The following is a 24,541-nucleotide window of genomic DNA, read 5'->3' as shown; positions in this document are numbered from 1 at the left end:
ACTTTTTTTATGAGGATTGACAAATTTTTATGGTGTATTCGAGTTTTTAAAACAAGAAGTATAGCCACAACAGCTTGTAAAAAAGGGCAAGTTAAAATAGATGGCACCAATTTAAAACCCTCTAAAGAAGTTTTTGGTGGCGAATTAATTTTAGTGCGAAAAAATCAAATTAACTATCAATTTAAAGTGTTAAATTTACCGGAGAGTAGAGTTGGTGCAAAATTAGTAGATCAATTTAGAAAAGATGTAACTCCTAAAGAAGAGTTTGAAAAAACAGCTCTTTTAAAATATGCTAAAGATTATTACAGAAAAAAAGGAGTTGGTAGACCTACTAAAAAAGACAGAAGAGATATAGATAACTTTCAAGACGATACAAACGAAGACCTATGATTGTAACAGATAATAATATTTTAAATACAGCTCAAATTAATCAAAAAATTAAGAGAATTGCCTATCAAATTTACGAAAGCAATGTAAATGAAAAAGAAGTAGTACTTGCAGGTATTATTGGTAATGGCTATACTTTTGCTAAAAAGATTGCAAGCGTTTTAGAGCAAATATCACCACTTACAATTACTTTATGTGAGGTAAATATTAACAAAAAAAAACCTTTAGATAAAATATCTACATCTTTAGAAGTTAAAGATTATAAAAACAAATCTTTAGTTTTAGTTGACGACGTTTTAAATTCTGGTACAACTTTAATTTACGGAATCAAACATTTTTTAGATGTACCCTTACAACGTTTTAAAACTGCAGTTTTAGTTAATAGGAATCATAAAAAATACCCAGTAAAGGCAGATTTTAAAGGCATTTCTTTATCTACCTCTATTAAGGAACATGTTTGTGTAGAGTTTACTAATAGTCAGGCAAAAGCTTATTTAGTTTAAAAGGTTAAAAAGCTCTTTAGCTAGTTCCTTTTTTGTTTTATTGTCTATTGAAACTGTTGTTTTAGCTTTTTCATAAAAAGGGCGTCTTTCAAATAGATGTTTTGCAACAAATTCAGGTATTTGATCATCATTTAAAGAAGCCACTAAAGGTCTTTTGCTCTTTTTTCTAATCAACCTTTCAATCATATTTGTAGTACTACCATTTAAGTAAATAGAATGTGCATCTGTTTTATTTATGTAGTCCATATTATTTGCGTAACAAGGTGTGCCACCTCCTAAAGCAAGAATAAAAGAGGTTTTGTTTTCTAATAATTCTAACAAATATTTGTTTTCTATAGTCCTAAAATATACTTCGCCTTTTTCTTTAAAAATTTCTGGAATCGTACTATTTTCTTTCTCTTCAATATAGTCATCTAGGTCTAAAAACTTCATAGATAACTTTTTAGCAAGTTTTTTTCCAATACTTGTTTTACCAGATGCCATATACCCTAAAAGGATGATTTTCATTGTATCTAAATTTTTGACAAATATCGATAAAAAAAAATCAATTTTATGGCAATAATTTCAATATTGATAGTATATTTGCAACCGATTTAAGAAAAAGACCTGGTAGCTCAGTTGGTAGAGCATCTCCCTTTTAAGGAGAGGGTCCTGGGTTCGAGCCCCAGCCCGGTCACTAAAAAGGTTAAGCTTAAAGCTTGGCCTTTTTTTATTAAAAATAAAAGCGCACGTGGCGAAATTGGTAGACGCGCAGCCTTGAGGGGGCTGTAAACGCAAGTTTGTGGAAGTTCGAATCTTCTCGTGCGCACTTTTTATTTTATTTCTTTCACAAAAAATTAACCAAACTATACTTGATTATTACTAATATTGTATCATGCAAAAAATACTTTTATTTTTATGCTTATTTTTAAAGGTAAGCATATATTCTCAAACCGATTCTTTACGAATAAAAACCTTAAAAGGTCAAATTATACATGCTACTAATAAAAAACCTCTAAGTGCGGCACACGTACTTAATTTAAACTCTGTTAAAGGTACAATTACAGACGATAAAGGTTTTTTTAAACTACCCACAAGAGTAAATGATACTATTTTAGTATCTTATTTAGGCTATTCTTCTATAAAATTAAAAATTACCAACGATTTACTAAAGGGGAATGAATTAGAAATTGCTTTGTATGAGAAACCTGAAGAAATTAAAGAAGTTGTAATTAGATCTACAAAATTGATTGGTGTTTTAGAAGTTGATGTAAAAATGGTACCTAAGGATCGTTTTACTAGAATACATATAAACGGTTTGCCACAAACCTATGAGGTTGGAAAACCAAGAAGTAAAAACTTTTCTTCGCCAGTGGCTGCATTGTTTCAACCTGTAGATTTTTTATATAATTTATTCGGAAAAAAACCCAAACAACTAAAAAAACTTCAGACTCTAAAAAAAGAGGATGATTTACGTAAAATGCTTGCTGGTAAGTTTGATAGAGAAGTTATGATGGAGTATTTAGACATGGACAGGCAAGAACTTTCTGAACTGTTAACAGATTGTAATTACTCTGATTATTTTATTAAAAAAGCATCTGACTTACAAATGATAGAAGCCGTTTTAGATTGTTATGAAAACTACAAAGCCTTAAAGAAAGGTAAAATTGGAAGAAATAAAATTCCTGAGAAGAATTAAATTATATCTAAAAAAAAGGTCTGAAACTAAGTTTCTAAACTTGATTAACTATTAAAATACGTTGGTAGTGTACTTTTTAAACTGTTTTTGTTTACATAAATAGGATAATGAACCTAGAAATTAGTTACACTATATTTTTTGTTTTACAGAACTTTTGGATAGTGTTTAAAAAAAAGGTATCTCCATAAAAAAAGCCTCATAAGATGAGGCGTTTTTTAAATATATTTAAACAATTAGTATTAAGCACTTAATACTTCAGCTACTTTATCTGCAGCTTCTTGAAATTCTGTTGCAGAAATAATCTTCATACCAGAATTATCTATCAATTCTTTTGCTTCAGTTGCGTTTGTTCCTTGTAATCTACAAATAATTGGCACGGTAATTTTATCACCCATATTTTTATAAGCATCTACAACACCTTGCGCAACTCTATCACAACGTACAATACCTCCAAAAATATTTACCAAAATAGCTTTAACAGCTGGGTCTTTTAAAATAATACCAAAAGCAGTTTCTACTCTTTGTGCGTCTGCTGTACCCCCAACATCTAAAAAGTTAGCTGGTTCTCCACCAGATTCTTTAATTAAATCCATAGTACCCATTGCTAAACCAGCACCGTTTACCATACAACCAACATTACCATCTAAATCTACATAATTTAAACCAGCAGCTTTTGCTTCTACTTCAATTGGGTTTTCTTCTCTTAAATCGCGCATTGCTGCGTAATCTTTATGTCTAAATAAAGCGTTTTCATCTAGAGATACTTTAGCATCAACAGCCATTATTTTAGAATCAGATGTTTTTAAAACAGGGTTGATTTCAAACATTGAAGAATCTGACTTGATATATGCTGTGTATAAAGCTGTAACAAATTTTGTCATTTCTTTAAATGCAATACCAGATAAACCTAAGTTAAACGCCACTTTTCTTGCTTGAAAAGGCATTAAACCTAATAATGGATCTATTTCTTCAGTAAAAATTAAATGTGGAGTTTCTTCAGCAACAGTTTCTATATCCATTCCACCTTCAGTAGAATACATAATCATGTTTTTACCAGTAGCTCTGTTTAAAAGAACTGACATGTAATATTCATCTGGCTCTTCATCACCAGGATAATATACGTCTTCTGCAACTAAAACTTGATTTACCAACTTCCCTTCTGCTGAAGTTTGCGGTGTAATTAACATCATGCCTAAAATATCATCAGAAATACTTTTTACTTCGTCTAGGTTTTTAGCCAACTTAACACCACCACCTTTTCCACGTCCACCAGCATGAACTTGCGCTTTTATAACGTGCCAACCCGTACCAGTTTCTTCAGTTAATTTTTTGGCTGCATCTATTGCTTCTGAAGGTGTGCTTGCTACAATTCCTCTTTGAATTCTAACTCCAAAACTATTTAATATTTCTTTTCCTTGATATTCGTGTAAGTTCATTCTTTTAATGTTTTTAAACGCAAGCAAAAATACAAATTCAGATGTAAAATTTTGCAATCTTTCTTATAAAAAAAGCAAAAATTAAAAACTTTTATTTCTTTAAGAAATCTTTAACACATTAAAACTGTAACACTTTAAAAATAACAGCGTCTTTCATACAGTTAACACAATTTTTTAAAAGTACTTTATTTGGATTAAATACTTTCGCTTTGTGTTAACATACAATCAACCCAGAAAAACATGTTCAAAAAAATTATTATCTTAAAGCTATTGGTTTTAACAATAAGCTCTTTTTACGCTCAAAATAATCAAAACAGAAAAAAAATAACTACAACAAGAGTATCAGAAGCACCAAAGATAGACGGTTTTTTAAATGATGATGTATGGAAAAATGCAGAATTACTAACAAATTTTGTCATTTTTAGACCCGAAAACGGAGTTCCAGTAAAAGATGAATATCAAACAACAGTAAAAGTTATTTATGATGATGATGCTGTTTACATTTCTGCGGAAATGCTAGATCCAGATTCAGAAAATATACCTCAAGAATTTGCTGTAAGAGATAACTTTAGTCAAGCAGATTTCTTTTTAGTAACAATAAACCCAAATGATGATGGCCAAAACCCATTTGAGTTTGTTGTGCAATCAACAGGAAACCAAGCAGATTCTAAAGTTTCTAATGGAAGAGAAGATTTTAATTGGAGTGCAGTTTGGGAAAGTGCTGCAAAAATTACAAACAAAGGTTGGAATGTTGAGATAAAATTACCTTACAGAACCATTCGTTTTGCAAACAGACCTATACAATCTTGGGGTTTTAACTTCCACAGACGTTTAGAAAGATTAAATGAACAACATACTTGGACACATATAGACAACTCTGTAGGAAGATGGACTCAATATGATGGTTTGGTTGAAGGTTTTACAAACATAAAACCACCAACAAGATTGAATTTATATCCTTATGCTTCTGCTACTTCCATTGTTTTTGATGGAGAAACCACATACGATTATAGTGTGGGTATGGATTTAAAATATGGTATTACAGAAAACTTTACCCTAGATGCTACTTTAATTCCAGATTTTAGTCAAGTAGGTTTTGATAATGTAGAGTTAAACCTAGGGCCATTTGAACAACAATTTACTGAACAACGTCAGTTTTTTACAGAAGGTACAGAGCTATTTAATATTGCAAATTTATTTTATTCAAGGAGAATTGGTGCAGCACCTATAGATCAATTTAATGTAGCTTCTACTCTTTCTAAAGACGAAGAAATTATAGATTACCCCAGTAAAGTTACCATGTTAAATGCTGTAAAAATTTCTGGAAGAACCAAAAAAGGTTTGGGTATTGGTTTTTTTAATGCCATCACAGAAACTACAAAAGCAACTATAAAAAATAATACAACTGAACAAACAAGACAGGAGGTAATAAATCCATTTACAAACTATAATATTTTGGTTTTAGACCAACAATTCAATCAGAATTCTACAGTTTCTTTAATTAATACCAACGTAACTAGAGATGGTCGTTTTAGAGACGCCAATGTAACTGCTTTAGATTGGCATATAGAAACGAAAGACAGTAAATATAATGCAGATGGTTCCTTTAGGATGAGTACTATTTCTGATGATGCAAACAACTCTAATATGGGGTATACTTTTGATAATAGTTTTGGCTACAACTCTGGAAACTGGAATTGGGAATTAGGTTATAATTTTACTAATAAAGATTTTAATCCCAACGATTTAGGTATACAATTTGGAAACAACCAACAAAGCATTTATGGAAGTGCAGGTTGGAGAACTTTACAACCCACCAAAAACTTTAACAGGTATAATTTTAATTTTTACAATCAAGCTAATTTCCAGCATTTTTCTGGAGCTTTTACAGGGTATAACGCTGGTTTAGGAGCAAGTGCTCAAACAAGAAAACGCTTTACTTTTGGCGGTAATTTAAATTATGGCTCAGAAAGAAGAGACTATTTTGAACCAAGACAAGGAACTACAAGTGGCGTTTATTTTTTAAGACCAGAAAGGCTGAATGTAAACACATGGATTTCTACCAATTCTCAAAAAAAATTAGAAATAAATGCAGATATTTATTACAATGCATATACTAATCATCCACAAAAGGGCTATGGATTTAGCTTAAGTCCAAGATATCGATTTACAAATCAATTTTCTTTACAATATAGTTTAAGGTTTAACAAAAGATTTAATGATCAAGGATTTGTAAATCAAGATGACTCTAACGTAATTTTCGGACAAAGAGATCGTAAAGATTATTCTAACAACATTTCTGGAAAATATAATTTTAGCACAAACTCATCTTTATCTTTAAGTTTTAGGCATTATTGGAGTGATGTTGCCTATAATGGTTTTTATAACTTAAATTCAGATGGTACTTTATCGGAAAATAATTATATCGAAAATGATGTAAACTTTAATAGCTGGAATTTAGATTTGAATTATTTCTGGCAGTTTGCTCCAGGAAGTCAATTAATTGTTTTTTATAGAAATTCAATTTTTGATAACAATTCAAACTCAGGCTTAAACTTTTACGAAAACTTAGAAAATTTATTCAAGCAACCAAATCAACACACTTTTTCTGTAAGATTTGTTTATTTTATAGACTACAAAAGCATAAAAAACATTTTTTAGAACATTTTTTATAAATTAATTTGAATTTGAAATCATAAATGCCAACGCGTTTCTGATTTCTTTTTTATATTTTCGTTTGAAATTCAAAAACAATGATTGTTAGTAAAAATATTCACAAATATTATGGTGATGTAGAAGTATTAAAAGGAGTAGATTTACAAATAGAAAAAGGCGAAATTGTTGCTATTGTAGGTCCTTCTGGTGCTGGTAAAACAACTCTTTTACAAATTATTGGCACCTTAGACAAGCCCCTTAAAGAGCAAGATTTTCAGCTTTCTGTAAATAGCATTTCTTTAAAAGATCTATCTGACAAAGAATTATCCTCTTTTAGAAACAACCATATTGGGTTTATTTTTCAATTTCATCAACTATTACCAGAATTTACAGCTTTAGAAAATGTTTGTATACCTGCATTTATAGCAAAAAAATCAAAAAAAGAAGCAGAAGAGAAAGCTAAAGAATTGTTGGCTTTTTTAGGATTATCTCATAGAATAAACCATAAACCGAACGAACTTTCTGGTGGAGAACAGCAAAGAGTTGCTGTTGCAAGAGCTTTAATTAACAATCCGTCTGTAATTTTAGCAGATGAACCCAGTGGAAATCTAGACAGTGAATCTGCCAAAAATTTACACGAACTTTTTTTTAAGCTTCGCGATAAATTTGGTCAAACATTTGTTTTGGTTACTCATAACAAAGAGTTGGCTAAAATGGCAGACAGAACACTAACCATGAAAGATGGTAAAATTATTTAAACACTCTAACAACTATTATTTTTATACAACAACAATATAAACATTTGCAATGAAAACAACATTTACAGCACTAATTGCCTACCTAAAAAATCCTATTTTAAATCAAGATCAAAATTCAGATTTAAAATATCGTTTTAAAATATATTTACATATTTTAATGATTAGCATCATAACTAGCATCGTAATTTCTCCTGTTTTTGCACTTTTTGAACAACTAAACTGGATAAACTTAGAAAACCATAAAGTAGAAGAACTTTTTAAAGAAATGAGCAAACTACAAATAATTGCTTTAGCTTCAATGGCAATACCTATTATAGAGGAATTAATTTTTAGAGGCCCGTTAACTTCTTTTAAAAAACCAAAAACTTTTAAGATTGGTTTTTACTTTTTTACCCTAGCCTTTGGTTTAGTACATTTAACAAATTTTGATATAACAACTAATGTGCTACTTTTAGCACCTATTTTAGTATTACCACAAACCCTAGTAGGTGCTTATTTTGGCTATATAAGAGTACGTTTTGGTTTACAATGGTCTATGCTTTTGCATGGTAGTTATAATTTATTTTTTATACTTATAGGCTTTATATCAGATTTTTAAAATGAAAAAAACGGAATTAAAAGACTTTTTAGACAACAAAGTTGTTTTGTATAACAACCCAAAATTTATTGAGTCAGATCCAATTCAAATTCCACATTTATTTTCTAAAAAGGAAGATATTGAAATAGCAGGTTTTTTAACAGCCACCATTTCTTGGGGTAATAGAACCATGATAATTAAAAATGCCTTAAAAATGATGGATTTGTTAGACAATTCGCCTTTTGATTTTATTATCAATCATCAAGAATCAGATTTAAAAATATTTGAGAGTTTTGTACATAGAACCTTTAATTATATCGATTTTCAGCAGTTTATAATATCTTTAAAACACATTTACAACCAATATAATGGCTTAGAAAATATACTTGCCATAAAAGACAACTCTAAAACCTATCAAACTGCTATCAATCATTTTAAAAAAGTGTTTTTTGAGGTAAAACATCAACAAAGAACACAAAAACATGTTTCAGATCCTTTAAAAAACTCTGCTGCAAAGCGTATAAATATGTTTTTACGCTGGGTGGTTAGAAATGATGCTGCAGGAGTAGATTTCGGAATCTGGAAAACACATAATCCTGCACATTTATCTTGTCCTTTAGACGTGCATTCTGGTAATGTAGCCAGAAAATTAAAATTACTACTTAGAAAACAAAACGATTGGAAAGCTGTTGCAGAATTAGATAAAAATCTTAGAAAGTTAGATAAAAACGATCCTGTAAAATACGATTTTGCATTATTTGGCTTAGGTGTTTTCGAAAAGTTTTAATTAGAAGTTAACAACCATTTCTAAATCCTTTTTTTTGTAATAAATTCGTAGAAACAATCTTTGAAAAAATTAAATGCAATTTAGAAATCCAGAAATTTTATACTTTTTAGCACTGTTAATTATACCTATTTTGGTACATCTTTTTCAGCTACAAAAGTTTGTTAAAATACCATTTACAAATGTTGAGTTTTTACAAAAATTGCAACAGCAAACTCGTAAAAGTTCTCGTATAAAAAAGTGGTTAATTTTAGCAAGTAGATTGCTATTATTTTTAGCGATAATTTTTGCTTTTTCGCAACCTTATTTCAGCAATAAAAACATCAATAAAAAACAACATAATTTTATATATTTAGACAATTCTTTAAGCACAAATACCAATGGAGAAAAAGGGAATTTATTAAAAATAGCAGCTCAAGAAATTATAGAACATGCAAATGATAAAAGTGAATTTTCTTTACTAACAAATTCAGATTTTTATAAAAATATTAGTAAATCTGATTTAAAAGAAATACTTTTAAACATCCAAAACACACCTAAAAAACTATCTTTAGAAACGGTTTTATTAAAAATTAATCAAGAAAAAAAAAATAAAACAAATACTTCAAATAAAAACATTTTAATATCTGATTTTCAATCTAATTACAATTTTAAATTCACAAATGTAACACCTGATTTTAACGCTATAAAACTGCAAGCATCACAAAAAAATAACCTTTCTATAGATAGTGTTTTCATAAGCAATAAAAACAGTACAAATTTTACAGTAAATGTGGTAGTTAAAAATCAAGGTGCTGCAAAAGACAATGTGCCAATTGCTATTTTTAACAAAGACATCTTATTGAGTAAGCAGTCCTTTCCTATTCTAAAAGACACTAAAAAAACCATACAATTCACCATTCAAAATACGAAAGAATTTTTAGGAAAATTAACACTAACTTTTAACGATACTTTTACTTTTGATAACACCTATTTTTTCACTCTAAACAACAACCAAAAAATACGAGTTTTAACTATTGGAAATGAGGCGAATTTTTTAGCAAAAATTTTTACAGAAAACGAATTTGAATTCACAAAAACTGCATTACAAAATATCAATTATAACACCATACAAGAACAACAATTAATTATTCTAAATGAGTTAGAAAATATCCCAGAAATTTTACTAAAAAGCTTGGTTACATTTTCTAAAAATGGAGGTAGCATTGTAATTATACCCCGTAAAAAAATCGACTTAAATTCTTACAATCTATTTTTAAGAAATTTAAATTTGGGTAAAATTGAACCAAAAAAGATAGACACCTTAAAAATTACAACTATTAACTATAAACACCCTATTTTTAAAAATGTTTTTTTAAATAAGGTTACTAATTTTCAATATCCAAAAGTATATAGTTATTACCCTATTTTAGGCGCAAACTCTAAAATTGTTTCTTTTGAAAATAATACAGATTTTATCACTCAATTAAGAAATAACAAAACCTATTATGTTGCAAGCGCTTTAAACAAGAGCAATAGTAATTTTTTAAAATCACCATTAATTGTCCCTGTTTTTTACAATTTTGGTATATTGAGTTTTCAATACCCTAAGCTAGCATACACGATAGACCAAGAAAATACCATAGAAATTGAAACCTCTTTAGGTAAAGATGCCATTTTAAAAATTGCGAATAACAACACATCTTTAATTCCACTTCAACAAAATTACCAAAATAAAGTTATATTAAAAACCAAAGAACAACCAACAACAGCAGGTTTTTACAGCATTTTAAAAGGTAATAAAAAAATACAGAATATTGCTTTCAACTATCCTAAAGAAGAAAGTTTATTAAACTTTTTAGACCTCAACACCCTATCAGAAAACAACAAAAACATTACAATTTCTAGCTCTATTAAAGAAGTTTTCAACGAAATTAATAAAAATAACGAAGTTCATTGGCTATGGAAATGGTTTTTAGCTTTGGCAATTGTATCTTTGTTGTTAGAAATTTTGATTTTAAAATTCTATAAACCATGATTACGCTTATAAAATCGGCAAAAATTATAGATACTTCTAGCCCATTTCATCAACAAACTAAAGACATTTTAATTACTGATGGAACAATCACACAAATTGCAGATAACCTACCCTACAAGAAAGATTATCAACTTGTTGAAAAAGAAAACCTACATGTTTCATGTGGATGGTTTGATACCAGTGTTTCTTTTGGAGAACCTGGTTTTGAAGAACGAGAAACCATAAAAAATGGTTTAACAGTAGCTGCAAAAAGTGGTTTTACAGCTGTTGCAGTAAATGCGAATTCTAACCCTGTGATTGACAACAAATCTGGTGTAGAGTTTTTAATAAACAAAGCCCAAGGTTTTGCTACAAAGTTATATCCTATTGCTGCTTTAACAAAAGAAAGTAAAGGTATAGAAATGGCAGAATTGTATGATATGCAACAATCTGGAGCTATTGCTTTTTCTGACTATAACAAACCGATAAGCAATGATAATTTAATGAAAATTGCCTTATTGTATGCTCAGAATTTTGATGGATTGGTCTTGAGTTTCCCAAAAAACAAAGCCATTGCTGGAGAGGGCATTGCACACGAAGGTGAAAACAGCACAAAGTTAGGCTTAAAAGGTACACCTGCTTTAGCAGAACACATACAAATTGCCAGAGACTTATTTTTACTAGAATATACAGGAGGCAAATTGCACATCCCAACGATTTCTAGTGCAAAATCTGTAGATTTAATTAAAGAAGCCAAAAAGAAAGGTTTACAAGTTACTTGTAGCGTAGCCGCTCATCATTTAACACTTACAGACCAAGAGCTACATGGCTTTGACAGCAATTACAAAACAAATCCGCCTTTAAGAACAAATAAAGACTGTAAAGCCTTACAAAAAGGTATAAAATCTGGTGTTATTGATGTAATTACATCGGATCACAATCCTATAGACGTCGAACATAAAAAAGTAGAATTTAGCGAAGCTAAAAACGGAACCATTGGTTTAGAAAGTGCATTTGGAGCTATCAATTCTGTTTTAGCTTTAGATGATTTTATAGACAACATTACCCACAAGCCAAGAAGTATTTTTGGTTTAAAAGCAATCTCAATTGCTGAAGGTCAAAAAGCAGAAATATCACTTTTTACTCCAGAAGAATCGTACACTTTTACAAAGAAACATATGCTATCAACATCAAAAAACAGTGCTTTTTTAGACAAAAAATTAACAGGAAAAGCCTATGGTATTTTTGCAAACAACCAATTGGTTTTAAATGCATAAGCTTTGGAAAACCAAACAAATAAACAAGCTAAAAACATTGGTGTTTTTAGCTATTTAACAATTATTGGACTTGTAATAACTTATATTTCTAACAGGCACAAAAACAATTATTTTGCAAGTTTTCATATCAGGCAAAGCCTAGGTTTACATATTTTATATTTTGCAAATAAATTTATTGTGTATGGTTATTTTGGCACTTTTGCAGGCAATATTGGTAGATTTGGAGTTTTAGTACTTTTTGCACTAGGTTTTATTAGCGCTTTACAAAAAGAAGTAAAATTTGTTCCTTTATTTGGAGAGAAATTTCAAGAATGGTTTCGAAATATTTAAATACACTTTTATGAGTATGAGTAATTTACACTACATTGTTAGAGAACCCAAAATAAAAACCGAACAAACACCATTATTAATTTTACTACATGGTTATGGTAGTAATGAGCAAGATTTATTTTCGTTTGCAGAAGAGTTACCAGAAGAATTTTTAATTGTAAGTGCCCAAGCACCACTCTCTATGGGTTTTGGTGGTTTTGCTTGGTATTCTATCAATTTTGATGACATTAATGGGAAATTTTCTGATATAAAAGAAGCAAAAGAATCTATTCATAAAATTGCTGATTTTATTGATGAAATTCAAGCCAAATACCAAACAAATCCAGATAAAACCTTTTTATTAGGTTTTAGCCAAGGTGCAATTTTAAGTTATTCTTTAAGCTTTTTTTATCCAAATAAAGTACAATATGTAATTGCATTGAGTGGTTACATTAATAAAGAACTATTACCTACAGAAATGCCCTCTAACATAAAAACCGAATATTATTGCTCTCATGGAACTGTAGATCAAGTTTTACCTGTTGCTTGGGCAAGAGAATCTAAACCTTTTTTAGATAACTTGGGGCTTAAAAACGAATATTCTGAATACAATGTTGGTCATGGAGTTGCACCACAAAATTTTTTCAGCGTTAAAAACTGGCTTGTAAAGAATTTGTAGTTTTTAGAAAAAAATCTACCACAGCATATTTTTAAACTACCTTTGTTTAAAAATATTACACATGCAGTTTTCTGAAATCCCTTTAGACCCATCTATTTTAAAAGCAGTTGCAGAACAGCGCTTTCACACACCTACACTGGTTCAACAAAAGGCAATTCCTTTGGTTTTACAAAAGAAAAATGTGGTAGTTACTGCCAATACAGGTACAGGAAAAACAGCTGCCTTTGCATTGCCTATTTTACATTTGCTATCAACCCAAAATAGTGATACAAAGGTAAAAAAAATAAAATCGCTAATTCTTACGCCAACTCGTGAATTGGCCATACAAATTCTAGAAAACTGCAACAGTTTTGGCAAATATACAGCTATAAAAGCAACGGCTGTTTTTGGTGGTGTTTCTTTAGAACCACAAAAAGAAGTTTTAGCAAAAGGCGTAGATATTTTAATTGCAACTCCTGGTAGATTGATAGACCTACAAATGCAAGGAAATATTGATTTGAGTACTGTAGAAATTTTTGTTTTAGACGAAGCAGATTTAATGCTAGACATGGGTTTTATTAAAGACATTAAAAAAATTGAAAGTTTATGCCCCAAAAAGAAACAAACGCTTCTTTTTTCTGCAACCATGCCCAATAAAATTGTAGAATTATCGGATATTATTCTAAAAAATCCAATAAAAATAGAGATTCACCCAGAACAAGCTACTGTTAAAAATATCGGACAATTACTATATTATTTACCCAAAAAGAATAAAACAGACTTGTGTTTACATTTACTTAGAAACACCATTAATGGACGAATTATCATTTTTAGACGTACCAAGTTTGGTGTAGATAAATTAGAACAAACCTTGCTTAAAAATGGTTATAATGCTATAAGTATTCATGGTGATAAAACACAGGCCATTAGAAACAAAGCTATTGAAGATTTTAAAAGCAAAAAAGCACATATTTTAATCGCTACAGATGTGGCTGCACGTGGTATAGATGTTAGCAATGTAGATGCTATTATTAATTTTGATATTCCTAATGTTGCTGAAACCTATGTACACAGAATTGGTAGAACTGGTAGAGCAGGAAAATCGGGTATTGCGTTTTCTTTTTGTTCTCCAGATGAAAATTCTTACATCAAAAACATAGAGGCTTTATTAGAAAAGCCGATTAAAGTAATTACAGACCATCCTTACCCAATTGCAAAACCAAAACACACCAAAAAACAACCCAATACTGTTTCTAAACATAAAAAAGGTAGAAAATCTACAGCTTCTAAAAAGAAGAAAAAACGCTGGTATTAAGCTACTTAATTTATTTTGTTTCTAAATTTAAAAACCTGTAATTTATTTAAAGCCGAATATAAATCACTTGTGCTGAACTTGTTTCAGTATTAAAACGACGTCATAATTCGTCTTAAGTTGCCACACACACGAAAAAAACATTGAACATTGGGAAAAACAGCAGAAAATATTGAATACTATCTTGACTCGAAAAACGACAAAGATTATCTTCAAGATTTATTGCTGAATATCAAAGAGGCTTATAAAAATCAAACAAAGTTGACTTTCCGAATCGTTAAACCGAAAGACAAAGGTTTTTTAGTAAAGGTTGGTGGATTATTTGCTTTTGTTTCTTTTAACCATTTTGGTTGGTCATATCCATCGATCGAATTTTGGAGAAACGCTTCAAACTCATTAATTGGTAATTTTTTTTCAGGAAAAATCTATCAAATCGAGGAAAATCCAATCTCAATCCAAATAGACGCAAAAGAACAAGAATTTAAAAACATGAATTTAGAAAAGTGTTCTAAATACTGTGGAATAATCTTAAGGAAAACAAATTATGGCTTTTTTGTGGATTTAGGTCTTCACTTTAATTGGAAATGCGGTTCAATTTTGGGTTTGATTCATATATCAACATTTTTAGATAAATCGGATTACGAAAACTGGAAAGTTGGAGATGAAATTGAAACTATATTCCAAGGGAATAATGAAAACAACCAGCCTGTTCTTGGAGACAATATTGAACGAGGAAAATGGAGGAATGGAGAAATGGAAAAATTGATAGGCACAATCCAAAAGACTACTGTATCAATCAATGAAAGTGGAAAACCCGAATATTTCGTTTTAGGGAAACATAAAGCAACAGTACCAATAAAAAAAGAGTTTTATCCTAACTTTAGAACAACAGCAAAAAAATATACTTACGGATTAAAAAACGGAGAAATAATAGATTGTGAAATAATTAAAATAAACAGAAAAAAAGACAGTTTTGTACTGAAATTAACAATTGAACCGCCAATAAACTGAATAAGTCCGATTGAATATCGAGCTCATTATTATCAAAATTAATTATAAATTTGTCTAAACCTTTGGGTGCACTTCATTTTCTCTGTCAGTAATTATTTACTAACTATATTACTTAAACAAAGCAACTATTTTTATAAAATAACGTTAACGAATCTCCCAAAAATCAAAGACCCAAAACAATTTTTCAAACAAACTCTTCTGCTGTGTAAGTCTTTGGAATTACATTTTTAAAAGAAATTAACAGAGATATTATATTATACCTATGCTTGTATCTTTAAACCATCGTAAGCTAAAAATACATTTTTGGGTAGTTTTTTAGAAACCTCTTTATGAAAACCTAACTTATGACTAATGTGCGTAAAATAAGTTTTTTTAGGCTGCAGAGCTTTAACAAAACCTAAAGCTTCCTCTAAATTAAAATGTGTGGGGTGTTTATCAATTCTTAACGCATTTACTATCAAGATATCTAAATCTTTTAACTTTGATTTTTCTTCTGCCGTAATACTTTTCACATCTGTTAAATAAGCAGTGTCGTTAATTCTATAGCCCAAAATGGGTAAGTTACCATGCAATACTTGTATGGGCGTAATTTTTAAATCATCTATAAAAAAGGAATCATTTTTTACAATATTGGGAGTTACACTTGGAGCTCCTGGATATCTATTTTCTACAGAAAAAATGTACTGAAACCGTTGTTCTAAACTCGCCAAAGTTCTCTGACATAAGTAGATTGGCATTTCACCAATTTTGTAACAATAGGGGCGTAAATCATCTAAACCAGCTGTGTGATCTGCATGTTCATGGGTAAATAAGACCCCATTTACCAACTGTATATTTTCTCTTAACATTTGTTGCCTAAAATCAGGACCACAATCTATAACGTAATTTTTATCTCCGTAAGAAATTAAAACAGAAGAGCGCAAACGTTTGTCTTTGGTATCTGTAGATAAACACACAGGATCATTACTTGCAATCATAGGAATACCTTGCGAAGTTCCTGTACCTAAAAAAGTGAGTTTTAACAGTTTTTTATCAGTTTTCATACAAACAAAAATAAGATAAAAATTGACTGATTGCACACTTATTCCTTACATTTGTTAGGATTATTAAAAAGACATTTATGGCTATTTCTTTAAAGGGAGATCAAAAAATAAGTAGTGTACCAACTACTAAAAGCAAAGCACTTAGAATAAACTTAAACTCAGATATTTACGGAACTTTTTCTGAAATTGGTGCAGGACAAGAAACTGCACGTAATTTTTTTAGATCTGGTGCCGCTTCTGGTACAATTGCAAAAGCGATGAGTGCTTACGATAAAGATTTTTCTGACGCTATTTACGGTGTTGAAGACGACAAACGTTATGTTACGCAACCTCGTTTAAAAAAAATGCTAGGGCACGAAATTGATTTAATTGAAGACAGACTTAGTAGACAAAAACACCCTGATAAATTATTTTTCAGTTACGCAAACACAGTAACCACTATAGATTTTGCAAAAAAATTTAAAGGACATGGTTGGGTTGGTATTCGCTTTCAACTAGATCCATTAGAAGGTTACAACGAAATTATTTTACACCTTCGTTTTAAAGAAACTGATGCACGTTTGCAACAGGAAACCTTAGGCGTTTTAGGGGTAAATTTAATTTATGGGGCTTTTTACTTAAATGATAACCCTAAAGAATTAGTAAAATCTTTTTATCATAATTTAAGTAACGATCAGTTAGAAATTGATATGATTAATTTTTCTGGTCCACGTTTTATGTATGTCGATAATCGTTTAATGAGTTTACAACTGCTTAAAAACGGAATGACAAATGCTGTTATGTTTGGTCCTGATGGAAACAATCTATTACCCGCACAAGTTTTATACAAAAAAAACATATTGGCTTTAAGAGGTAGCTTTAGACCTGTTACAAAAGTTAATATGGATATGTTTGAAAAATCTAAAAAACTCTTTTTAGACGAAAAAAAAGTTGATGAAAGTAAAACACAAATTATTTTTGAAATTACCTTAAGTAACTTAACAGCAGAAGGTAAGATTAACGAAAGAGACTTTTTAGATAGAGCAGAATTACTTTGTTCTTTGGGGCAAAACGTGATGATTACTAGCTTTCAACAATACTTTAAATTAGTAGAATATTTTAGTGAGTTTACCAAAGAAAGAATGGGACTTGCCATGGGGGTGAATAACCTAATTCAGATTTTTGATGAAAAATATTACCGAAACTTAAGTGGTGGTATTTTAGAGGCTTTTGGTAAATTATTTTATAGAGATTTAAAAGTATATATGTACCCTTATCATGATCAAAAATCTGGAGAGTATATTAATAGCGAAAACCTTAAAGTACACCCACGAATGAAAGAATTGTACAAGTTCTTTAAAAATAATGGGCGTTTAATTAATATTGATAACATTGATAAAGACATTTTAGATATTTTTTCTAGAACTGTTTTAAAAATGATTATTAATGGCGAAAAAGGTTGGGAAGAAATGTTACCAGAAGGGATACCCGAAATAATAAAACAAAAAAGATTATTTGGCTACTCTAGAACTAAAGTAAAAAAATAGTTATCAAAATTAAACCTTTCTAAAAACATTTTGTCTAAACTAAAAAAAGAGTAGTTGACAGATGAAACTGTTTTAATTGAGCAACTAAAAAGTGTTGTTACCAAAGAAAAAGCGTACAGAGTATTAATAAAACTCTATAAAGAACGCTTGTATTGGCATATACGTAAAATTGTAATTTCCCATGAAGATGCAGATGATGTTTTACAAAATACATTTATTAAAGTATATAGAAATTTAGACAAGTTTAATCAAAAAAGTAAATTATTTTCTTGGATGTATAGAATTGCTACAAATGAGTCTATTACTTTTTTAAATAAACGTGCCAAAGAAAGAAATATAGACATTTCTGAAATGCAAGAACAATTGGCATCTACATTAGAAAGCGATGTATATTTTTCTGGTGATGAGATTCAGCTAATTTTACAAAAAGCTATAGCAACATTACCACAAAAACAACAATTAGTTTTTAATATGAAATATTTTGAAGAACTGAAATATAATGAAATTTCAGAAATATTAGAAACTAGTGTTGGAGCGCTAAAAGCCTCTTATTTTCACGCAGTTAAAAAAATAGAAAATTATATAAAAAACAAAACCAATTAAACTTTTATTATAAGAAAAGGTCTAAATAATACCATGAAAAATAATTATAAAAATAGCGAGGAGTTTTTAAAATCTGTAGTAAATAAAACTACAGGATTTACTGCACCTAAAGATTATATTAACGATGTAGATGATAACCTTACATTATTTTTAAAAGAAGACAAGCTACCTAAAAAAACTGGTTTTAAAGCACCTGATAATTATTTAGATAACATTGATGATATTATTTTAAAACAAACCGTTGAGAAAAAAGAACCCAAAGTAATTTTACTTAAAAAAAGGTTTTTAAATGCAATACCTTATGCAGCTGCAGCATGCGTTCTTTTGTTTTTTAGCATCAACTTTTTTAACTTTTCTAATGCAGATAAATTAAGTTTTGACAACTTAGTAAACACAGATATAGAAAATTGGGTTTTAGAAAACAATGTTGAACTTTTTAATGAAGATTTTGTAAATACATTAAATACAAATATTTTAGGCGAAAACGAATTTGTTTTTACAGATTTAAAAAATGATGAAATAGAAGAATACATTATAAACACAGACAATACCTCTATAATAAACGAATTATATTAAGATGAAAAAATATTTATTAATTATAGCAATGTTTCTATCGGTTTTTTACTCTTTTGGGCAAGATCGAAAAAAAAGTAGACAAAAAATTAAAGCGCTTAAAATTGCTTTTTTAACTCAAGAATTACAACTTACCTCTTTAGAAGCAGAAAAGTTTTGGCCACTTTACAATATACATCAAGAAAAATTAGAGTTATATAGTGATAAAGGAAGGTCTGAAATCAATAGAAGAATGAAACAAGTTGGTAGTTTTAATAATTTAAATGAAGAAGAAGCAAAAGACTTTTTAAGTTTAAAATTAGATTTAGAACGAAAAACAGTTTTAGAAAAAGAACGTTTTTTAAAAGATGCCTCTAAATTTTTAAGTTATAAAAAATTAATGAGGCTTCAGCTTTCTGAAAGAGAGTTTACTCGAAAACTAATGCGTAAATATGGTAGAGGAAGAAGACCTAAAGAATAAAAAAATTATTATATGATTATATCAACTAAAAAAGAGGCTTCTAAAAAGCCTCTTTTTTTATTAATGTCATACAAACATTTAATTCTGGTTTGTTTGCTGTAAATTGCTTTACCCAAATGGTTAGTTCTTCAATTTCATAAGGTAACAACCTTTTTAGTGATTTTTCTAATTCTTTACAGAACAAATCTGAGTTAAAGCTTACTTTTTTTAATACAGTCTTAGTGTATTCAAACATTGCTCTAGCCATAGTAATTATTGATTTAAATTATAACGTAAATGGTGTTCTATTTAGTATAATATTTAATCAAATTTAATAAAAAAACCATCAATTAAAAATTGATGGTCGTTAAAAAATATTTAAAAAGTGTTAATTTATATCTTGTTCACTTTTTCTAACAGAGCATTTGCTTTTTTTTCTAACGCTGCACTAACTGCTTTATAATGAGCTTTTTTATTTTCTACCCCTTTTTGGTTAATTTTTGTAATTAACTCATCAAACGTAGTAATAGTTTCATCTACAATTGCTTCTACTTTTTTATTATCTCCTTTTAGGTCTACTTTTTCGGTTGCATAACCAATAATATCACCTAAGGTATAATTAATATCTTTTTTTAAGTTTTTTATACTTGCCATAATCTCGATTGTTTTAAAGCTACAAATTTAGGGTATTTATTTAAATAAGCGTTAAAAGTTCTTTGATATTTCTTAAAGTAACATAGTCTGCATTTTGTTGCTCATTTGCACTTACCTGCTCATGCACCCAAGTTGTATGAAAAGGAATATGAATGGCAGAAGCCCCTATTTTTAATAAAGGCAAAACATCTGACTTTAAAGAGTTACCAACCATTAACAACTCTTTGGGCGCTATTTCTAAGTGTTGTATAATTTTTTTATAATCTTTTGTTTTTTTATCACTCATTACCTCTATATGATGAAAATATTTTAAAAGATTCGATTTTTCTAACTTTCTTTCTTGGTCTAATAAATCTCCTTTTGTAGCAACAATTAATTTGTATTTTCCTTGTAATTTTTTAAGCACCTCTTCTACTCCATCTAATAATTCTATGGGTTTTTCTAGCATTTCTTTACCAATATCAACTATTTTTTCTAGTGTCGTTTGCTTTATTTTGTAGTTAGAAAGCTCTAAAGCGCACTCTATCATAGAAAGTACAAACCCCTTTATACCATAACCATAAATTGGCAAGTTTTTAATTTCTGTTTTAAATAATTCTTGATCTATTTTATTTTTGGTTTCGTATTTAGACAACAATTTGGCAAACTCTTCTTCTGCCTCTCTAAAATACGTTTCGTTTACCCATAAAGTATCATCTGCATCAAAAGCTATTACTTTAATATGCTTATTCATAAATCAAAGGTTTAAATATTGTTTGGCTTTCTCTAAATCTTCAGGAGTATCTATACCTACAGCTTCAACAGTAGTTTCTACCATTTTAATTTTTTTACCAATTTCTTGGTATCTAATTGCTTCTATTTTTTCTGCAGCTTCTAAAGGGGTAATTGGTGTGTTATAAAAATCTAACAACGCTTGTTTTCTAAACGCATAAACACCTTTGTGTTTGTAATATTTTACATTGATAGTTGCATCTCTATGATAAGGTATTACGCTTCTAGAAAAATAGATTGCTAAGTTGTTAACATCTGTAATGACCTTTACATTATTAGGATTTTCTATATCTTTTTTATTGGTAATTTGAACTTTTAGAGAAGCTAGGTCTATTTCGTTTTTAGTATCGGCTTTAAAAACTTCTATCAATTTAGATAAAGATGTTTTGTCTATAAAAGGCTCATCTCCTTGCACATTTATTACTATATCTGTATTAATATCTGTTACAGCTTCTGCAATTCTATCAGAACCACATTCGTGCTCTTTTTTACTAACAATTGCATTACCACCCGCATTTGTAATGTTTTCTTTAATAATTTCTGAATCTGTAACGACATAAACCTCATCAAAAAGTTCTGTATTTAAAGCAGCTTCATAGGTTCTTAAAATCACAGATTTACCTCCTAAGTCTTTCATTAATTTACCTGGAAAACGGGTTGCACTGTAACGTGCAGGAATCATTGCAATAATTTTCATATACAGCTTGTTATAAGCAACAAAGATAATATTTAAATGAATATCGCTAAAAATAGGCTTGTTTATTTTCTAACTTTGATTTTATTAGAAAAACAAATAATCAACTTTTATAATTATGTATTTTAAAAAACGAAGAAAAAAAATTATCAAATAAAAAAAGACTCACAATTGTGAGCCTTTTTTTTTACACTTACTTTAAACCATTTAAACTATTGATAATAGTTTCTATTTTCGCCAAAGTATCAGCTTCTTTTTTACGTTCTAAAGCAATTACTTTTTCTGGTGCATTAGAAACAAAACGCTCGTTAGATAATTTCTTTTGAACACCTACTAAAAAGCCTTGTGCTCTTTTTAATTCTGCAGATAGTTTTTCAATCTCTGCTTCTACATCTATATTTTCTATAGAAATTGGTACAAAATATTCGTTAGATTTTACTCTAAAAGAAGCACCTTCTACTTTTTCTGAAATGTAATTTATTGTACTTGTATTTGTTAATTTCTGAACTACAATATCAAATTGTTTGGTTAGCTTATCATTATCTATTACAAACAATTCTACTGCATCTTTAAAAGAAATATTTTTATCTTTTCTAATGGTTCTAATTCCAGAAACTACATCTGTTGCAACCTCAAAACTTGAAATTATTTGTGCATCAAACTCTTTTTGTATTGGATATTTTGCAACAATTAAAGCCTCTTCTGGAGTTCTATCAGTTATATATTGCCAAATTTCTTCTGTTAAGAATGGCATAAATGGATGCAATACTTTTAAATTATTTTCTAAAACCTCTATAATTGCATGATAGGTTTTTGCATCTATTGGTTGCTGATATGCTGGTTTTACTATCTCTAATAACCAAGACGAAAAATCGTCCATAATTAATTTATAAATAGTCATTAAAGCATCAGACAACCTGTATTTAGAAAAATGATCTTCTATTTCTGTCAAAGCCTTATTAAACTTGGCATCGTACCAAGCCAAACCAATTTTTGCGGTTTCTGGTTGTGCTAAATTTTCATCTATTTCCCAACCTTTTATCAACCTAAAAGCATTCCAAATTTTATTAGCAAATCCTTTTCCTTGCTGACATAAATCTTGGTCAAATAAAATATCATTTCCTGCAGGAGCACTTAATAAAAGCCCAACTCTTACACCATCTGCACCAAACTCTTTTATTAAATTTAAAGCGTCTGGAGAATTTCCTAAAGATTTAGACATCTTACGACGTTGTTTGTCGCGAACCAGACCTGTTAAATAAACGTTTTTAAAAGGTTTTTCATCTTTATATTCATATCCAGCAATAATCATTCTAGCTACCCAGAAAAATAAAATATCGGGTCCTGTAACTAAATCGTTTGTTGGGTAATAGTATTTAATTTCTTCGTTTTCTGGGTTTCTAATTCCATCAAAAACACTCATTGGCCAAAGCCAAGAAGAAAACCAAGTATCTAAAGCATCTTCATCTTGCTTTAAATCTTTGGTTGTTAATTTATCGTTTTTAGTTTTTTCTTGAGCTAAAACTAATGCTTGTTCAATGTTTTCTGCAACTACAAAATCCTCTTTACCATCACCAAAATAATAGGCTGGTATTTGTTGTCCCCACCAAAGTTGACGAGAAATATTCCAATCTCGAATATTTTCCATCCAGTGTCTATAGGTGTTTTCGAACTTTTTAGGCACTAAGTTAATGTTATTGTCATCACCTAAAACAGCGTCTATAGCGGGTTTTGCTAAATCTGTCATTTTTAAAAACCACTGGTCAGATAATCTAGGTTCTATTACTGCTTTGGTTCTTTCTGAAGTACCAACTTTATTGGTATGTATTTCTGTTTTAGTCAAAATACCTTTTGCTTCAAGCTCTTTAGCGATTTCTTTTCTTACAACAAATCTATCTTTACCCGCATAATGCAATCCAAAAGAATTTAAAGAAGCATCATCATTAAAAATATCGATTACTTCTAAATGGTGTTTGTCTCCTAAGTTTTTATCATTTTCATCATGAGCTGGCGTTACTTTTAAACAACCTGTACCAAATTCTAAGTCAACATACTCATCTTCAATGATAGGTATAATTCTTCCACAAAGTGGTACAATTGCTTTTTTACCTTTTAAATGTGTAAAACGCTCATCATTAGGGTTGATACAAATTGCTGTATCTCCAAAAATGGTTTCTGGCCTTGTAGTTGCAATGGTTAAAGTATCTGTAGAACCTTCAATTTTATATTCTAAATAATATAAATTTCCTTGTCTTTCTTCATGAATTACTTCTTCGTCAGATAAGGTGGTTTTTGCTTCTGGATCCCAATTTACCATTCTATAACCTCTGTAAATTAATCCTTTATTGTACAAATCAACAAAAACTTTAATTACAGATTCAGACATTTCTGGATCCATGGTAAAAGCTGTTCTTTCCCAATCACAAGAAGCCCCTAGCTTTTTTAATTGCTCTAATATTTTACCTCCATATTCGTTTTTCCAATCAAAAGCATGTTGTAAAAATTCTTCACGAGTTAAGTCGTTTTTAGAAATACCTTGTTCTTTTAATTTGGCCACTACTTTTGCTTCTGTTGCAATAGATGCATGGTCTGTACCAGGAACCCAACATGCATTTTTACCTAATAAACGTGCACGTCTAATTAATACATCTTGTATTGTATTGTTTAACATATGCCCCATATGCAAGACACCTGTTACATTTGGAGGTGGAATTACAATGGTATAAGGTTCTCTTTCATCTGGTGTTGAATGAAAATAATTGTTTTTCATCCAGTAATCATACCATTTATCTTCTACTTTACTTGCATCATATTTAGATGGAATTGTCATACTTTGGTATTCTTTTTGATATTTAATCGACAAAAATACAATTATCTAATTTTGTAGAGAAAATTAG

The 24,541-nt window shown here is 29.5% G+C and carries 25 protein-coding genes and 2 tRNA genes; 19 read left to right on the top strand and 8 right to left on the bottom strand.

All coding sequences use genetic code 11. From position 1 onward, the window contains the following. Positions 1-9 precede the first annotated feature (9 nt). Both Q0662_RS06660 and Q0662_RS06655 read left to right on the top strand, forming a co-directional pair. The gene (locus tag Q0662_RS06660) at positions 10-390 is read left to right on the top strand and encodes a S4 domain-containing protein (protein ID WP_298948187.1); all 381 of its coding nucleotides are present in this window, start codon (positions 10-12) and stop codon (positions 388-390) included. Further along, the gene (locus Q0662_RS06655; RefSeq protein ID WP_298948186.1) at positions 387-890 is read left to right on the top strand and encodes a phosphoribosyltransferase domain-containing protein; all 504 of its coding nucleotides are present in this window, start codon (positions 387-389) and stop codon (positions 888-890) included. Before Q0662_RS06660 ends, Q0662_RS06655 begins: the two co-directional genes overlap by 4 nt. On the opposite strand, the gene Q0662_RS06650 is transcribed toward Q0662_RS06655, so the two are convergent. Continuing rightward, positions 882-1,397, bottom strand: coding sequence for a shikimate kinase (locus Q0662_RS06650; RefSeq protein ID WP_298948185.1), 516 nt, complete (start codon positions 1,395-1,397; stop codon positions 882-884). The two genes, Q0662_RS06655 and Q0662_RS06650, sit on opposite strands and share 9 nt — an antisense overlap. 96 nt (positions 1,398-1,493) lie before the next feature. Here Q0662_RS06650 and Q0662_RS06645 point away from each other — a divergent pair. From Q0662_RS06645 to Q0662_RS06635, 3 genes are all read left to right on the top strand, one after another. Then, positions 1,494-1,566 (top strand) — tRNA-Lys (locus tag Q0662_RS06645). Between the two features lie 48 nt (positions 1,567-1,614). Continuing rightward, positions 1,615-1,698: transfer RNA gene (locus Q0662_RS06640), tRNA-Leu, on the top strand. Between the two features lie 66 nt (positions 1,699-1,764). Beyond that, complete coding sequence (locus tag Q0662_RS06635) at positions 1,765-2,568, top strand: carboxypeptidase-like regulatory domain-containing protein (protein ID WP_298948184.1); 804 nt, start codon at positions 1,765-1,767, stop codon at positions 2,566-2,568. A gap of 239 nt (positions 2,569-2,807) precedes the next feature. Here Q0662_RS06635 and sucC read toward each other — a convergent pair whose 3' ends face one another. Continuing rightward, complete coding sequence (gene sucC, locus Q0662_RS06630) at positions 2,808-4,004, bottom strand: ADP-forming succinate--CoA ligase subunit beta (RefSeq protein WP_298948183.1); 1,197 nt, start codon at positions 4,002-4,004, stop codon at positions 2,808-2,810. Between the two features lie 240 nt (positions 4,005-4,244). Here sucC and Q0662_RS06625 point away from each other — a divergent pair, with 240 nt between their 5' ends. The 10 genes from Q0662_RS06625 (at position 4,245) to Q0662_RS06580 (ending at position 15,341) form a co-directional block, all read left to right on the top strand. After that, complete coding sequence (locus tag Q0662_RS06625; protein WP_298948182.1) at positions 4,245-6,665, top strand: DUF5916 domain-containing protein; 2,421 nt, start codon at positions 4,245-4,247, stop codon at positions 6,663-6,665. Positions 6,666-6,757: 92 nt separating this feature from the next. Further along, positions 6,758-7,417, top strand: coding sequence for an ABC transporter ATP-binding protein (locus Q0662_RS06620; protein WP_298948181.1), 660 nt, complete (start codon positions 6,758-6,760; stop codon positions 7,415-7,417). Positions 7,418-7,466: 49 nt separating this feature from the next. Next, on the top strand, positions 7,467-8,015 hold the full coding sequence (locus Q0662_RS06615; RefSeq protein WP_298948180.1) for a CPBP family intramembrane glutamic endopeptidase: 549 nt from the start codon (positions 7,467-7,469) through the stop codon (positions 8,013-8,015). Position 8,016: 1 nt separating this feature from the next. Beyond that, positions 8,017-8,781 (top strand): TIGR02757 family protein, encoded by a 765-nt coding sequence (locus tag Q0662_RS06610; RefSeq protein ID WP_298948179.1) that lies wholly within the window; start codon positions 8,017-8,019, stop codon positions 8,779-8,781. A gap of 73 nt (positions 8,782-8,854) precedes the next feature. Next, the gene (locus Q0662_RS06605; protein WP_298948178.1) at positions 8,855-10,795 is read left to right on the top strand and encodes a BatA domain-containing protein; all 1,941 of its coding nucleotides are present in this window, start codon (positions 8,855-8,857) and stop codon (positions 10,793-10,795) included. Further along, on the top strand, positions 10,792-12,051 hold the full coding sequence (locus tag Q0662_RS06600; protein WP_298948177.1) for a dihydroorotase family protein: 1,260 nt from the start codon (positions 10,792-10,794) through the stop codon (positions 12,049-12,051). Before Q0662_RS06605 ends, Q0662_RS06600 begins: the two co-directional genes overlap by 4 nt. Before the next feature lie 3 nt (positions 12,052-12,054). Then, the gene (locus tag Q0662_RS06595; protein WP_298948176.1) at positions 12,055-12,381 is read left to right on the top strand and encodes a hypothetical protein; all 327 of its coding nucleotides are present in this window, start codon (positions 12,055-12,057) and stop codon (positions 12,379-12,381) included. Between the two features lie 16 nt (positions 12,382-12,397). Next, positions 12,398-13,039 (top strand): alpha/beta hydrolase-fold protein, encoded by a 642-nt coding sequence (locus Q0662_RS06590; protein WP_298948175.1) that lies wholly within the window; start codon positions 12,398-12,400, stop codon positions 13,037-13,039. A gap of 61 nt (positions 13,040-13,100) precedes the next feature. Beyond that, positions 13,101-14,333 (top strand): DEAD/DEAH box helicase, encoded by a 1,233-nt coding sequence (locus Q0662_RS06585; protein ID WP_298948174.1) that lies wholly within the window; start codon positions 13,101-13,103, stop codon positions 14,331-14,333. A 147-nt stretch (positions 14,334-14,480) separates the two neighbouring features. After that, positions 14,481-15,341, top strand: coding sequence for a hypothetical protein (locus Q0662_RS06580; protein WP_298948173.1), 861 nt, complete (start codon positions 14,481-14,483; stop codon positions 15,339-15,341). A 260-nt stretch (positions 15,342-15,601) separates the two neighbouring features. Here Q0662_RS06580 and Q0662_RS06575 read toward each other — a convergent pair whose 3' ends face one another. Next, positions 15,602-16,384 carry an MBL fold metallo-hydrolase gene (locus tag Q0662_RS06575; RefSeq protein WP_298948171.1) on the bottom strand — a complete coding sequence of 261 codons (783 nt, stop codon included), beginning with the start codon at positions 16,382-16,384 and terminating at the stop codon, positions 15,602-15,604. A 77-nt stretch (positions 16,385-16,461) separates the two neighbouring features. On the opposite strand from Q0662_RS06575, the gene Q0662_RS06570 reads away from it, so the two are divergent. From Q0662_RS06570 to Q0662_RS06555, 4 genes are read left to right on the top strand one after another with little or no spacing between them, the layout of a single operon-like run. Continuing rightward, entirely contained in the window at positions 16,462-17,910 is a 1,449-nt protein-coding gene (locus tag Q0662_RS06570; protein ID WP_298948170.1) for a TonB-dependent receptor, read from the top strand. A 54-nt stretch (positions 17,911-17,964) separates the two neighbouring features. Beyond that, positions 17,965-18,513, top strand: a complete 549-nt coding sequence (locus Q0662_RS06565; RefSeq protein ID WP_298948169.1) for an RNA polymerase sigma factor — start codon at positions 17,965-17,967, stop codon at positions 18,511-18,513. Positions 18,514-18,546: 33 nt separating this feature from the next. Continuing rightward, positions 18,547-19,089, top strand: coding sequence for a hypothetical protein (locus Q0662_RS06560; protein WP_298948168.1), 543 nt, complete (start codon positions 18,547-18,549; stop codon positions 19,087-19,089). A 1-nt stretch (position 19,090) separates the two neighbouring features. Then, a complete protein-coding gene (locus Q0662_RS06555) occupies positions 19,091-19,546 on the top strand; it encodes a hypothetical protein (protein ID WP_298948167.1) in 456 nt (151 codons plus the stop codon). 40 nt (positions 19,547-19,586) lie between these two features. Here the strand turns inward: Q0662_RS06555 and Q0662_RS06550 are convergent, their stop codons facing one another. The 5 genes from Q0662_RS06550 to Q0662_RS06530 all read right to left on the bottom strand — a co-directional run bounded on the left by Q0662_RS06550 (position 19,587) and on the right by Q0662_RS06530 (position 24,474). Further along, positions 19,587-19,793 carry a hypothetical protein gene (locus Q0662_RS06550; RefSeq protein ID WP_298948166.1) on the bottom strand — a complete coding sequence of 69 codons (207 nt, stop codon included), beginning with the start codon at positions 19,791-19,793 and terminating at the stop codon, positions 19,587-19,589. 125 nt (positions 19,794-19,918) lie between these two features. Beyond that, positions 19,919-20,179 (bottom strand): hypothetical protein, encoded by a 261-nt coding sequence (locus Q0662_RS06545; protein ID WP_298948165.1) that lies wholly within the window; start codon positions 20,177-20,179, stop codon positions 19,919-19,921. 40 nt (positions 20,180-20,219) lie between these two features. Then, on the bottom strand, positions 20,220-20,912 hold the full coding sequence (locus Q0662_RS06540; RefSeq protein ID WP_298948164.1) for an HAD family hydrolase: 693 nt from the start codon (positions 20,910-20,912) through the stop codon (positions 20,220-20,222). Between the two features lie 3 nt (positions 20,913-20,915). After that, positions 20,916-21,647, bottom strand: a complete 732-nt coding sequence (gene kdsB, locus Q0662_RS06535; RefSeq protein ID WP_298948163.1) for a 3-deoxy-manno-octulosonate cytidylyltransferase — start codon at positions 21,645-21,647, stop codon at positions 20,916-20,918. A gap of 190 nt (positions 21,648-21,837) precedes the next feature. Beyond that, a complete protein-coding gene (locus Q0662_RS06530) occupies positions 21,838-24,474 on the bottom strand; it encodes a valine--tRNA ligase (RefSeq protein ID WP_298948162.1) in 2,637 nt (878 codons plus the stop codon). Positions 24,475-24,541 lie beyond the last annotated feature (67 nt).

This window comes from uncultured Polaribacter sp., assembly GCF_947503855.1.
GTDB lineage: Bacteria > Bacteroidota > Bacteroidia > Flavobacteriales > Flavobacteriaceae > Polaribacter.
Note: the sequence above shows the minus strand (reverse complement) of the source record. Positions and strands in the feature narration are given on the sequence as shown.